Here is a 14,668-nt window from a genome sequence, read left to right on the forward strand (position 1 = left end):
AGCCCTCAGTAAAAAGTTTCGGTAAGCAGCCCTTACAGCTGGAAAAACAGAACTCGCCCGCTTCGCGGACTTCAAACAGGCTGTTTTTCTATTTCAGCTGTAAGGGCTGCTTGCTGATCGAAACTATTTTACAAGGGGCGTTTTTACTTTTTCTACGTAGCTTTGCCACTGCGCTGAACGGCTACCTTTTTTATCAAGAAAAAAGTAAGTTAAAAACATCTTATTTGCCACTAACTTGAACAGATACTACTTTTTTTTGACAAAAAAGCTTTTTTTACCAATGTCGGGAACAGATATCCTTGATCAACCTTTGACCTTTATATACATTAATTCCTCTATCTCTGCTGCCTCTATAGGAATCTTTTCTGTTAAGTTTTGCACACCATTTGACCTGATCACCACATTATTTTCTAGTCGTATGCCTATATTTTCTTCTTTAATATAAATACCAGGTTCTATAGTTAAAACCATATTAGCTACCATGGTACCATGCACATCCCCTAGGTCATGGGTACTGAGCCCCAAATGATGCGAAATACCATGCATGAAATATTTTTTATAGAGGGGCATCCCTTTAGGTTGGTTTTTAATATCTGCAGCTTTGATAAGTTTGAGTCCTATCAATTCACTTTCTACTAACGCAATTATTGCTTGGTTATAGTCCCCAAAAGATAACCCTGGACGCAATAGTGCTTGTGCTGATTGTAAAATCCGTAGTACAGCATTATATACTTGCCTTTGTCTGGTTGTAAATTTCCCATCAATAGGTATAACCCGTGTTACATCAGCTGAGTAATTAGCATATTCTGCCCCTACATCTATCAGCAGCAACTCACCAGCTGGGCAGGCTTTATTATTGTTGATATAGTGTAAAATACAACTATTGGCACCACTGGCTACGATAGGCGAATAGGCAAACCCCCTAGAACCTCTTCTGATAAACTCGTAGACAAGCCTTCCTTCTATTTCATATTCCATTAATCCAGCATGAATCCTTGGTAAAATCGATCGAAAACCTGCTTCTGTAATATGGCAAGCCTCTTGTATAAGCCCAATTTCTGCCTCTTCTTTTATGCCACGTAGCTTTTGCATAATTGGTGCGATACGGGCATATTGGTGCAAAGGATAGTGTGCTTTACACCAGCTGATAAAACGTCTGTCTCTGGTTTCTACTGAAGAGTTAGCCCTTACATGTTCATTCGTATTAAGGTATATATAGTCGACTACACCCATTAGGGTATGAAAGATCTGGTTAAACTGGCTAGTCCAGTATACGGTTGTAATCCCACTTATGCTGCTAGCTTCTTCCTGGGAATATTTATGTCCTTCCCAAATAGCTAGTGTTGCATCTGTTTCTTTTATAAATAAAATGGCTCGCCATTCGGTTTTGATGGCATCTGGATAAAGTAGTAAAATCGTCTCTTCTTGATCTAGGCCAGAAAGGTAAAATAGATCACTGTTTTGGACAAATGGCATCGTTCCATCTGTATTTTTGGGCATCAAGTCATTGGACTGAAGTACTACTAAGCTATTGGGCTGCAGATGCATGGCTAATTTTTTTCTATTCTGTATGAATAGATTTGGATCAATATGTTGATAACGCATGGGGATTGTCTTTACAAGGTTCCGATTAAAAGTCTAATACTGGATTATTTTACTTAAAAAAAGTTACCAAAGTATCTTTAGATAACAGGATCGATACTTTTCTACCATCTGGTGTGTACATGCTATTGGTAGATGAAAATAGCTGTGCCAATAAAACATCTATTTCAAGACCATTTAGTTTGGTACCATGTGGTATACTGGCTTTTTTAGCCAATGCCCTAATGAAACACTCCGACGTTTCCAATTTATGTTTACTGTTGTTAAACTTGAGCTGTTCTATGAGTCCTTCTAGTAATTGTTTGGGTGAATGATAGCTCAGTTCAGCTGGACAGCCATGAATAATAATAGTAGATTCCCCAAATGGATCAATCATAAAACCTAATGAACGCAAAATAGATGCATTGTCTAGTAAAACCATATAGTCCACCGGATTTACTACTAAATGTTCTGGCATCAGCAACTGTTGTGATGCACCACTTTTATTTTGAAAGTGATCTATAAACTTATCATATAACACCCGTTCATGTGCTGCTTGCTGATCAATTAAAAGTGCACCAGACTGTACCTGTACCATAATATAACAGCTATACAATTGTATAGCTGTTGCTACATTAGGTTGCTGATGAAATGTTTCAATCGTTCTCTCTAATGAGGCTTTATTTAATGGAAGTGAGAGAGGCTCGCTACTATCTTTGTGATCTGTAAATAAACTTTGCCAATTGGTAGGTGGCCTGAAAGTTGAACGAGTACGATCTACTTTAAATGGTTTATAGCTACCCTCTTTTTCTGAAGATGTAGCATGATGATTTATTTGAATAGGATGGCTAAAACGTAACAGAGAAAAATTAGTGTCTTGTTCAAAGTCTAAAGAATCGACTACATGGTGGGTAGCTAAACTTTTTTTTATCGCAGCTTGCAAAATCGCATAAAGCGCCTTTTCATCTTGAAATTTAATCTCTGTTTTAGTAGGATGCACATTTATGTCAATCAATTGAGGATCAATTGTTAAATAAATCACATAAAAGGGAAAGCTATCTATTGGTAAGAGCCTTTCATAGGCATTTTTAATGGCATGATTTAGAAATGGACTTTTTATAAAACGTTGATTTACAAATAAAAACTGCTCTCCTCTTGTTTTTTTTGCTTGTTCTGGTTTGCCTATGTAACCTTCTATAGCCACTATATTAGTAGTTTCTTTACAGGGGATCAATTGTTTTTTATAGTTTTCTCCAAAGAGATGTACTATTCTATAGCTTAACTTTTCTGGCTGTAGTTTATATATTTCCATATCATTGTGGTAAAGGCTCCATGCAATGTCTGTTCTGGCAAGTGCTGCATGTTGGACCTCTTCTAAGATATGTTTGAATTCTACGGGATTAGATTTTAAGAAATTTCTCCGTGCTGGAACGTTATAAAATAGATTTCTAACACTAACCTTAGTACCTGGTGATGTAGCAATTGCTTCCTCTTTTTTGATCTTAGATCCCTCTATAACCATAGCAATCCCAATAAACGCTTCATGTAAACAGGTTGCTATTTCTACTTGTGCTACTGCTGCAATAGAGGCCATAGCCTCTCCTCTAAACCCCATAGTCTGGATCTTAAATAAATCATCTGTATGGGTAATCTTAGAAGTGGTATGTTTTTCAAAACAGATTCGAGCATCTACTGCACCCATGCCTATACCATCGTCAATCACTTGAATAAGTTGCTTACCGGCATCTTTTATAACAATCTTTATGGTTTTGCTTCCTGCATCTATGGCATTATCTACTAATTCTTTTACCACAGAAGCAGGACGTTGTACCACTTCCCCAGCTGCTATTTGGTTAATCAGTAAGTCGGAAAGAAGACGAATTGTATTCATGTATACTGACTATAAGATGATTAGCATAGTTAGAACGTTTAAACACACTTTAAAATAATAAAGTAAGCTACTTTGCAAATATAATGGCTTGTAAGTAGAATAAAACGTTATAAAAGTTTTTTGTTATAAAACAACCTTACGAAAGGTTAGCTAACTGTGTTGATTAGATTTCTTTAAGCTGGCTTATATCACGTAATTTGGAGGAAAAAGACAACGGGCAAAAAATGCAGTCTAATGGGTCTAATATGAGGAGTTAAGTAGAGGCCCGACGTTTAAATTATAAGCTGAAGCGTTCCCACCAAAGCAATCTATTAAATAATAAGGGGAATAATTTTGCTGATTCTATTTATTTTTAATAAATTTGGCAAAATAGCTCTCGTACCAAACGAATAATCATGCGACCACAATGATAAGCAACTAGCATTGTAAGTGCACCTGGCCTGCTATAAGAAGTAGCCTAAGTAAGGCTTTGTAGCTTATAATAAAAACAAAAACAAAAACAAAAACAAAATCATGCAAAAAAATACAAATAAATCCAGTTAATATACAAACGAAAGATGGGTCCAAATATCATTTTACTAATTATTAGTACGTTTTTATTTGGTTTTAGCTTGACTCAATGCGGTAACACGGATACTCATATTTTACCAAAAAGAGATACAAGGCTACTACCTAAAATACTATCTTCTAAAAATAGTGCTAAACCCATTCTAGGTCTAGTAAGTTGTTTACGTTCAGATAGCCACCTTGGCCTTGTAGAATGTAATATGCCCAATCAACATGTAGTACCTGAAACTAGAAAAGTAGGACTCATTTTTTATGCTTCCAAACCATTGGTTGATTGTGCAGCCATTGATTTTTCCAGTCAAGGAGTTAAGTTAACCTATTGTGATGGTAGTATTGCAGTACTTAGTAGCTTTATAGAGCTTGATGGCAAGTTATTTGATGCGTTCTTAAAAGAAGTAGCACCATTGAGTAAGAAAAATAATAGGTTAGCAGCAACCTATGACAGTGATTTTACTATTTTCACTGCTCAAGACTATGGCATAAAAGAACTTAATAGTCTTGGAAATAGTATAGTGTTACTTGAGAATAACCTAGATAAGACCAAACTTCAAGATATTGAGCATGCAGGTTTTATGTTTACAGAATCTACCCGTCTATGTACTAGTAAGCTTGCTGAGTTGATTAAAAACCTCTCAAGCCATACTACTCAATACACAAGCGCAATCTGTGCTGCTTCGGTTGCTGGAAACAGCTTACAGCCTTCTGCAAACCCATTAGGCCATGCTGCTTATGGTTATATTAAAAAAGGTAACCGTTATCGTTTGATGCTATTAAATAATAACACATCCTCCACAGGCAGCCAGTATAAGCGCAGTGATGTAAATAATAACATATACTCCACAGACAGCCTGTATAAGCGCAGTGATGTAAATAGGAATATAATACTACAAGTAGATCAGTTAAAACCAATTAAGCCTACTGAAGCAGAAATAGCTACTCCAGATGATTCGAAAGAATCCAACGAGACTGCTGATACGAGGTTACAAACAGAATCTAGCCTAGCAGTAGAAGATAAAAATGATCACCATTCAATACCTAACCAAACTGATGATATTAGGGCCCCACTGGAGTCTATTCCAACAGTAAAAGATGATAATGATGCCAACTTACAGTCTAACTTGACAGATAGTGGTTCTAAGTATAGCGCTTATTTTTCTGACAACGAAAATTTGGATATGCTAGATAGACCTAGCCAGAAAACTAATATTACTGATTATCATCATTATATATGTCAAAGTTTCGATTCAGACACTGATGAGGATAGTTACATTGATGATGAATGTTTTACACGACACGATAAGCAATACAAATTTGATAATTTATATAAAAAATGTATACATAGTGAGAATAATGTCTCCGACGAGGAGCCATGGACTGATGAGGATAATGATGGTAATACTGATCAGGATAATGATAACTTCATTTATGATAACTATGAGGACCAGGATTATTTTAACCTTGATTATCAAGACACCTTATATGTAATATAGGATATACAAGAAAATAAATCTGATTCGACAGGTAATCAAGATGAAGATTCGGAGATAAACAATCAGCAAAAATAAAATTATGTTTCTAGGCAATAACTATTAAAAAGAAGATGTTTTTTACTTTTGCTTTTAATTTAATAAACATCAATTTTTAACCTTGTGCCTAGTAGCTATACATTATCTATAGCTAGAATTGCTATAAACGCAGACAAAAATTCTAAAGGTAGATCAGAATAATTTGATAAAAATTTATTAGATTAATAACCAGAAAAGCAAATAGGCAGCCTTTTGAAACAGTAAAAATAATCTAGTAATAAGAAATAGCCACTATATAATTTAATGATCATGAACCGATTTGAAGAATTAAAAACATTGATACTTTCATTAGAGGATGAGTTTCATAAGTTCTATGAGAAAGACAATAAAGCAGCTGGCACAAGAGTTCGTAAGGGGATGCAAACGCTAAAAAAAATCGCACAAGAAATTCGAACTGATGTCTCAGCATCTAAATCATCTATGGAGGATCTAAAAGGTTCAGATGGTAAATAAGCTTAACAACCAACTTCATCAAGCACCAGCCAGGAAGCAAATTGTTGCAGCTCGTGCCATCTATCCCAGTGCACCACTGTGATAGATAGGTCTACATCTAAAAAATACTCCTTATAAAAGTTGCCATCAGCAGAAGGAGCTTTTACCCCATTTTTTAACTAGCTCAAACCTCGCCGTTCAGGCAAGGACATCAATTTACAGGGCTCGGTTTTTAGCTTGCTTTTTTATGCATAAAAAAGCAAGCTAAAAACTCTATTTAAGATAATAGCTTGTTACCTGATCAAAAAGTGGAGTTAAAACTCTTTTTTTGATCAAATTCCGGAAATACAACTTATACAATTCACTTTTTTATTTTATATTTGTGTAGCCTTTTTTCTATTGCCCTAGAAAGGCTATAGATTTAGCTTTATGGTGAATGTAGCTCAGCTGGTTAGAGCATTGGTTTGTGGTACCAAGGGTCGCGGGTTCGAATCCCGTCTTTCACCCATTATTATGGGGTAAGCGAAAAGTACCCCTTACAGATAAAATAAAAGAAAATTTGAGATAGAAGCTAAAGTAGCGATGCTGTTTTTTCAGCTGTAAAGAGTGCTTTTTGGCCCCAATTATACCTATCAAGGTGACGTTTTTGCCTTTGCTGCATCAACTTGCCACAGCACTGAGTCCACGCCTATTTAAGGTGATTGGTAATGATCTATATTTTTAATTTTAAGTTTATGATTTACATAATCAATTGGTTTAAACGCTTTGCCTTATTTTGCTTAGCTATAGTCTTTTGTCAGGGATGTTTTTGGAGGGTTTCTTCTAATAAAAACAAATCTATGTCTCCAAGTCCCTCCAGGTCACTATTGCCGAATCCTAACCAAACACGCTCACAAAATAATAAAAAAGATAATAAGGTATCTGTAGAAAATACTAAAGAAAACGATTATAAAAATCCAGAAAATGAGCTAGAAAATAAAAAAGTAGACCTACTTGCGCAAAAGTTTATATCTACCTGTGCCACGCTACCTAAATCTACTAACTCAACAGTAAACCAGCATACTAGTCAAGAAAATGTTCAAGAACCGTATAAAGTACCTGAGCAACAAAATATGGTGCAATACAAAGAAGGATTACGTGAAATGGGACTACCTGAGCAACAAATCGAAGAATTGGTAAAAATTACCAATGATGCATATGCTAAGTTAAGAGCAAAATTGCTTGAGTTACCTCCTGATAAGCGTCAGGATCTATTTGATTCCATAGAAAGGACAGAAAAGCTACAAAAAGACATACGTGAAACTGGAACACAGTTGAACAATCTTTTAAAAAAGGGTGCCAAAAAAGACCTTCAGATAGAAGCTAGTATATCTGAACCTAGCTTAAAAAACTTTATTGAGGTATGTCAAAAGGAATTTGCAATTACACGAGATTATATAGACCCTAAGGATAATATAAGTCTTTACACTCTCCAAGTGCAGAACGACAGTCTTGTGCTTTATTGTAAAAAACTGCAAACAGTATTCCTTCAATGTTCAGCTGAAGACCAACAAGCCCTCCAAACTTCTTTGAACAACTTGGTAAATTTAGGCAAGAGCAACCTAGAAGAAGCAAAAGCCGTTAAGCAGCTCATACCCGATTCTATAGTAAAAGAGATTCAACAAATAAATATAGAAAAAGTAGAAAAACAAGCGAAAGTATTAGAGAACACTATACTAAAAAACGATTTAAACAACATCTTAGAGCAAGAAGGGAAACAAGAGATGATAGAACCAGATTTAGACTAGTATAACCTATATATTTTAGTCAATTTCAGAGCTTTTGCTATTTACATTGACATACAGCATATTCTCTGCTCTATAGTACAGCCAAGCCAGAACGTTTAATGGCGGCTGACAAGCAGCTGGGCATGGATGTACTTTCACCCTGACGTCTTTATTGATTTAAAGTTTTAGCCAATCTTTTTTTCGCCAATTAGTCTCTCAAACCTTTTTTTAATAAAAGAGGTTGTAATATAAGTGGCTGTAGGTAATCCAAGAAGTTCTATCATAAATTTTTGTCTTTCGTTTTTTATTATGATACGTATAGTTATATGGTTATACGTCCATTCAAGGTAATGGCTCACCATCTATTTAACCTTGACTTATTTTTAATTTTAAGCTCATGCGGTACATAAAAAATTTGTTTAAAATCCTCATTTTATTTTCTCTAACTACAGTTTTATGCCAAGGATGTAGGTGTTCATCTAATACTAAAAAACAATACAAAAAAGTTTCACAAAAACCTGATAAATATCATTTTCATAATGATAAATCACCTACGGAAAGCCCTAAAGTAGAAAGTCTTATTCAGCAGCCGGTCATCTCTACCGCTCAGACAGAGTCACCTGACAATGATGACAATGATGAAAATAATGAAAAACCGCAGATAAATCCCCTTGAGGAACCATTTATGCCTAATCTTTCGGGATCACTTAACTCTACCGATTCTACAGAATCCGAGTATTCTAATAAAGAAGAAATTAAAAAAATTTTTGAAACAGCTAGAGAAAAAACTATTAACCAATACAAAACACAATTACGTAGACAAAACGAAGTACGATCACCTCAACAAAAACTATCCGAAGACCAGATCCAAGAGTTGATACAACTTCAACGGGACGACCTGGATGCAATAAACAAAAAAAGACTTGAATTCCCTTTTAAGCAGGCAAAAGCGCTAGCTGATTCTACACAAGATCAACTAAATCATGTAGAAGACATTAATGAGATTGGCAACAATTTATCTGATTTGTGCACACAATGTGATAAATCGATACGCATAACCAAATAAAGACAAAAGTTAATCCATCTCAACCTATATTTCACCAACTTAATTAATGTGCTTAAATAGGAATACAAACTTATGCAAGAAGGCAATTGTATTTCAAACCAACTTCTAAGTAAAAGCACTTATAGCTAAATGAGCGTGTATAATCCAGTTTGGCATAAATTTCTATTTTCATTTTATTATTATTGTGTATACCTATTTAGGTTATCCAACCTAAGTCAAATATAAAAATCAGTCCATAAAACTCTTTAATCATATGCAGCGCTTTTGCCACTTACATTGCCATACAGAATATTCCCTGCTGGATGGTGCAGCCAAGGTAGAACGTTTAATAACGGCTAACAAGCAGCTAGGCATGGATGCATTAGCCATTACAGATCATGGTAATATGTTTGGAGTACCCCATTTTGTAGCTGCAGCAGCCAAACAAGGAGTAAAACCGATTATAGGATGCGAATTTTATATGGCACCCGACCGCCACGATCATAAAGATAAAACCCGTTACCACCAGTTGTTATTGGCCAAAAATCTGATAGGCTATCAAAACATTACCAAACTATGTTCGCTAGGCTTTTTAGAAGGCTATTATTATAAACCAAGAATTGACAAAGCTTTACTCAAACAATACAAAGAAGGGCTAATCGCCACCACCTGTTGCTTAGGTGCAGAGATTCCTAAAACCATTATTCAACATGGCGAAAAAGCTGCAGAAAAGCTATTTTTAGAATGGTTGGCACTATTTGGTGAAGATTATTATATCGAACTCCAAAGGCATGGTATTGAAGAACAAGAAATTTGTAATGCCATATTACTCCGTTGGGCTGAAAAATATAAGGTAAAAGTCATTGCTACCAATGATGTCCACTACATTGCCCAAGAGGACAGTCTGGCCCAAGACGTATTACTCTGTTTACAAACCGGAAAAGACTACAACGATCCCAATCGGATGCGTTTTAGCAACGATCAATTCTTTTTAAAATCTCCAGAAGAGATGGCCCGGCTTTTTGCAGATGTCCCAACGGCTATTACCAATACCCTGGACTTAGTAGCCAAAATAGAAACACCCTCTTTAGCCCGTGATGTGCTACTGCCTATTTTTCAACTCCCTAGTGGGTTTTTAGATCCCAATCTCTATCTGAGCCATTTGGCTTTTTCCGGAGCTCAAGCCAAGTATGCTACTATTTCTAGCGAAGTAGAAAGTAGATTAAACTATGAATTGGCCATTATTGCCCAAACCGGATTTGCTGGTTATTTTTTAATTGTACAAGACTTTATTAAAGCAGCTGTCGAATTAGGTGTGATCGTAGGGCCAGGAAGAGGCTCAGTATCAGGCTCTTTAGTGGCTTTTTGTATAGGGATTACTAAAATAGATCCCCTGCGCTATAACCTACTTTTTGAACGCTTTTTGAATCCAGAACGGGTCTCTATGCCCGATATAGATGTAGACTTTGACGATGAGGGTCGTAAAAAGGTCATTGATTATGTGATTCAAAAATATGGTCGTAACCAAGTAGCCTCCATTATTACCTTTGGTAGCATGGCTGCTAAATCGGCCATACGTGATGTAGCCCGTGTCTTGGGTGTACCCTTGGCACGGGCCAACTATATGACTAAGTTGATCCCAGACAAATTAGGCATTACCTTATCAGAAGCCTTTGAGGAGGTAAAAGAACTAGCTGAAATCAAAAAAGCCCTGACTACCCCAGAAGGTAAAGTATTAGATTTAGCTGAAAGATTAGAAGGATTGGTGCGGCATACAGGTATTCATGCAGCTGGCATCATCATCGCACCCAACGATATTGTAGAACATATCCCTGTTAAAACAGATAAAAATTCTGACCTATTGGTTACCCAATATGACGGATCGGTACTGGAAAAGACGGGCATGTTAAAAATGGACTTTTTGGGTTTAAAGACGCTAAGTATTATTAAGGATGCACTCCTATTGATTCAGGCAAACAGATCCATTACCATAGATATAGATAACATTCCATTAGATGACTCCATTACTTTTAAGTTATACCAAGCGGGTAATACCAAAGGAACCTTTCAATTTGAGTCAGAGGGCATGCGTCAATGGCTGATTAAACTGCAACCCACCACCATGGAAGAACTGATTGCCATGAATTCCCTCTATAGGCCAGGGCCTATGCAATTTATTCCTAATTTTATTGCCCGTAAACATGGAAAAGAAGCGATTGAATATCCTCATCCACTTTTAGAAGCCATTCTAAAGCCCACTTATGGCATTATGATTTACCAAGAACAAATCATACAAACGGCACAAGTTATGGCAGGCTATACCCTAGCAGGTGCCGATTTATTGCGTAAGGCTATGGGTAAAAAAAATGCAACAGAAATGGCTAGGCAACGGGATATTTTTGTAACAGGTTCCGCTGAAAAACATCAAGTGCCTAAAGAAAAAGCATGGGCTGTTTTTGAGATCATGGAAAAATTTGCCCAGTACGGTTTCAATCGTTCGCATGCCGCAGCCTACTCTCTGATTGCCTACCAAACCGCTTATTTAAAGGCCCACTACCCTACCGAATATATGGCTGCAGTATTGACACATAATCACGGAGATATTGAAAAGATTGCTTTCTTTATGGAAGAAAGTCGCCAGCAAGGGCTATCTGTATTGGGTCCTGATATCAATCAAAGCCAAGTAAACTTTAGTCCTGGGCTAGATAAAGCAATCAGATTTGGCCTAGGTGCGATTAAAGGAGCTGGTGAAGCAGCTGTTACAGCCATTATAGAAGCAAGAAAAGAAAAAGGTACTTTTAAAGATATTTTTGATTTCGTTGAGTCACTCCAACTCAAAAGCGTCAACAAGAAAACTATGGAAGCGCTTGCGTTATCGGGTGCTTTTGATACGTTTGAAGGATTACATAGAAGGCAGTATGTCTATGAAGCATCGGGTAGCAGCTTTATAGAAAAAGTAATACAATACCGTAATCGTCTTCAAAAAGAGCGAACCGAAGCGCTTCAATCGCTATTTGGCGCTAGCTCTTACAGTCAAATCAAAAAGCCAGAAGCAGTAGATTGTTCTCCTTATGATTCATTGGAGCAACTGCGTATAGAGAAAGAGCTCGTTGGTTTTTATATTTCTGGTCATCCATTGGATGCATTTAAATTGGATATCAAAAGTTTTTGTAATGTAACCACACAAAATATATTAACTGCTAGTCGAAAAGCAGTAACCATAGCGGGCATACTTACCGATTGTACGATTAAACAAAATAGCAAAGGAAACTCCTTTGCTTTAGTTACATTAGATGATTACCATGGCTCACTAAACTTTGCGCTTTTTGGCGAAGATTACTTAAAATACAAACATCTATTAGAGGTGGGTAAATTACTTTTCTTGACAGGCAATGTAGCTGTCCGTTATGGGAACCAAACCACACAAACCTTTAAACCGCAAACGATTAACTTATTAGAAGAGGTACGAGAAAGAATAGGAAAAGGGGTTCATTTAAAGCTAAATGAAGACCATATCACACCTTTGTTGGTCAATGAGTTGGAATCTTCTGTCAAACGTTATCCGGGTAAAGCCTTTATAAGGATATCTATTACAGATCATGAAGCCCAAATCACGATTCCAACTCTTTCTAGTCAATACCGTGTAGAGCTACACAATGAACTATTTGGATTATTCAATGAATTAGGTATAGATTTTTACTTATTTACTTAATTATTAAATTCCTTTGTGCGTAGTTCTAACACAGTGGTGAATAGATAATTAAAAATAGCCTATAAGGGTATTAGACAAATGGGATAATATCTTGATCTACCCAGAATATGTCATAAATAAGAATTTGATTAAATGATTTAATCATTAGCCTACATTTACGGACGATTTTGCCTAATACCTTAAATCTCTAATTTTACCTTATTCTTTACCCTCTAGCTTTCCTTCTAGTTTACCTTTCTCAAGACTTTATTTTCACCTTCTTGTCTGAATCTTTCTGCTAATGACATATCAACTTCTTTTAATTTTGGATCAAGTAATTCCACTGTATTGGTACGATCGTCTATTGATAGTATATAACAAAAGCCTGGCCAATTACAAATCAGTGAAGTTTCAAATTTACTACAGTAAAATGAAGATAGGCAAACGTTAGCCGTTCTGCTTGTACCTATAGAAAAAAAATGGAGGTGCAACTATTGTATTTTCTATTAATAATGCTTAATGTATATCATAATTCAATTATATATTTATTAACCCAGTATAAATTAGTAGCTTACTATCTTTATGATCACTAATACGCATCAAAAAACAAAGCAAAAGAGCAGTATTATACTGCGTGCCAAACAGATCGTTGCTACGTTAGGCTGCTTGTATTTTTGTACAGGATTAGAAACTTGTTCTAGGCATAGAAACAATACACCCAATATAAAGAAGGATAGTCTGCCTTATAAGGATCCTCCATCTGATACAAGTGATCAGGATGTTTCAAAGGATTATCATAATCTTGATAAATGCTTATGTGAAGTCTCAAAGTCACTAAAAGGTGATACAGGCGCTATGGATTTTTTAGTAGAAAGAGGGAGATATATAGATGCGCATACTCCATATAAGCCTGGATCGGTCAGGGTAGCTATTGTGAAAAATAGCGGCATCTCATTAATACTGGAATATGCCCGTAACGGAAAGTTATCATACAGAAAGCAATCAAACGCACAACCAGTTACCCTCATGATAGCATCTTTGGATGACCCATATAGAGACCCAACAGCTCCACCACCTTCCTATGAAAAAGCTACCAATAATGAACCACCTTCTTATGAAGAAGCTACTGATACGCCTGCTTATATCTCATTTATGAAGCGATTAATCGAACATAAGATAGATTTAAATGGCTGGAATACACGGGGTGAAACATTGCTTACAGAAGTAATAAAAAATGGAGATGGTCCTGGGCAGATAGAGGTTATCAAACTACTGCTGGAAGCTGGTGTAAATCCTAATGGCATAAGCAATAAGATGCAAACGCCACTAGAATTGGTAAAAAAGATTAAAAATATTAAAGATCAGGAAAAAACTGTTAAGTTATTGATAGACTATGGCGCAAATCCACTGTGGGCCTTGATGGATGAAACTACCAAAAAACATGTCCGAAATACCACCATCAACCATCCAGAAAAAGTGAGCCTAGATTCATATCTTAACGAAGAATTAACAAATGTTGATAAACGTTTGCAATCATTTTTTAACCAGAAGTACAGCAAGCATCATACGTCTTTATCAGGACAGGTAAATCCAACTTGTGTAGTATGTCATAAAAAAAAAGAAGCGTCCACTACTATTCAAATTGCTTCATGTGGCCATTATGCACATGGATCTTGCCTAGTGCGATCGTTTATTAATCAATCTAAGGGACATATCAAGTTTACTCCTTTTCCTTCCTATGTGTATCAACATCTTTGCCCTTGCTGCAAGGAGGATATAACGCACGCATTTACAAAAGACTTAAGCGAATTTTACACCGGAATAAAATTTAAACGAGTGGGTATTACTTTAATCATGCGCCTATTATTGGCTGCTAGTATATCTGTCACATTCGGCCCCTTTTCGATATACGCCATTTCTATTACTGATTACTTAATTTATGACTAAAAAAGTAGCCAACCTCTGTCAGGAATGGTGTCCAGGGCTGTTATCTAAGCCAGGGAAGCCTCCTTCCCCCACTCGGCTTCAAAACCGGACTTGATAGTTTCCCATCATCCGGCTTCTCTCTGGTTTCCGTTCACCCCTATGGCTTATGCTAGGAAAAAAACG

Annotated in this window: 9 protein-coding genes and 1 tRNA gene; 8 read left to right on the forward strand and 2 right to left on the reverse strand. The window is 36.3% G+C overall.

The features are described 5' to 3' along the window. The coding region (locus MUW74_RS02085; RefSeq protein ID WP_243553043.1) for a hypothetical protein at positions 1-239 on the forward strand (239 nt) is incomplete at its 5' end. A gap of 64 nt (positions 240-303) precedes the next feature. On the opposite strand, the gene MUW74_RS02090 is transcribed toward MUW74_RS02085, so the two are convergent. Continuing rightward, entirely contained in the window at positions 304-1,605 is a 1,302-nt protein-coding gene (locus MUW74_RS02090) for an aminopeptidase P N-terminal domain-containing protein (protein WP_243517859.1), read from the reverse strand. A 49-nt stretch (positions 1,606-1,654) separates the two neighbouring features. Next, positions 1,655-3,472, reverse strand: coding sequence for a DNA mismatch repair endonuclease MutL (gene mutL / locus MUW74_RS02095; RefSeq protein WP_243517862.1), 1,818 nt, complete (start codon positions 3,470-3,472; stop codon positions 1,655-1,657). A gap of 557 nt (positions 3,473-4,029) precedes the next feature. On the opposite strand from mutL, the gene MUW74_RS02100 reads away from it, so the two are divergent. From MUW74_RS02100 to MUW74_RS02130, 7 genes are all read left to right on the forward strand, one after another. Further along, a complete protein-coding gene (locus tag MUW74_RS02100) occupies positions 4,030-5,529 on the forward strand; it encodes a hypothetical protein (RefSeq protein ID WP_243517866.1) in 1,500 nt (499 codons plus the stop codon). 345 nt (positions 5,530-5,874) lie between these two features. Beyond that, positions 5,875-6,078: a histone H1 gene (locus MUW74_RS02105; protein WP_243517869.1), complete on the forward strand. Its 204-nt coding sequence runs from the start codon at positions 5,875-5,877 to the stop codon at positions 6,076-6,078. A gap of 410 nt (positions 6,079-6,488) precedes the next feature. After that, positions 6,489-6,564, forward strand: a tRNA-His gene (locus MUW74_RS02110). Between the two features lie 332 nt (positions 6,565-6,896). Beyond that, the gene (locus MUW74_RS02115; protein ID WP_243517871.1) at positions 6,897-7,844 is read left to right on the forward strand and encodes a hypothetical protein; all 948 of its coding nucleotides are present in this window, start codon (positions 6,897-6,899) and stop codon (positions 7,842-7,844) included. Between the two features lie 376 nt (positions 7,845-8,220). Further along, the gene (locus MUW74_RS02120) at positions 8,221-8,889 is read left to right on the forward strand and encodes a hypothetical protein (protein ID WP_243517873.1); all 669 of its coding nucleotides are present in this window, start codon (positions 8,221-8,223) and stop codon (positions 8,887-8,889) included. A gap of 253 nt (positions 8,890-9,142) precedes the next feature. Further along, the gene (dnaE, locus tag MUW74_RS02125) at positions 9,143-12,580 is read left to right on the forward strand and encodes a DNA polymerase III subunit alpha (RefSeq protein ID WP_243517875.1); all 3,438 of its coding nucleotides are present in this window, start codon (positions 9,143-9,145) and stop codon (positions 12,578-12,580) included. A gap of 561 nt (positions 12,581-13,141) precedes the next feature. Further along, complete coding sequence (locus tag MUW74_RS02130) at positions 13,142-14,506, forward strand: ankyrin repeat domain-containing protein (RefSeq protein ID WP_243517877.1); 1,365 nt, start codon at positions 13,142-13,144, stop codon at positions 14,504-14,506. Positions 14,507-14,668 lie beyond the last annotated feature (162 nt).

The organism is Candidatus Cardinium sp. cBcalN2, from assembly GCF_022810445.1.
Lineage (GTDB): Bacteria > Bacteroidota > Bacteroidia > Cytophagales > Amoebophilaceae > Cardinium.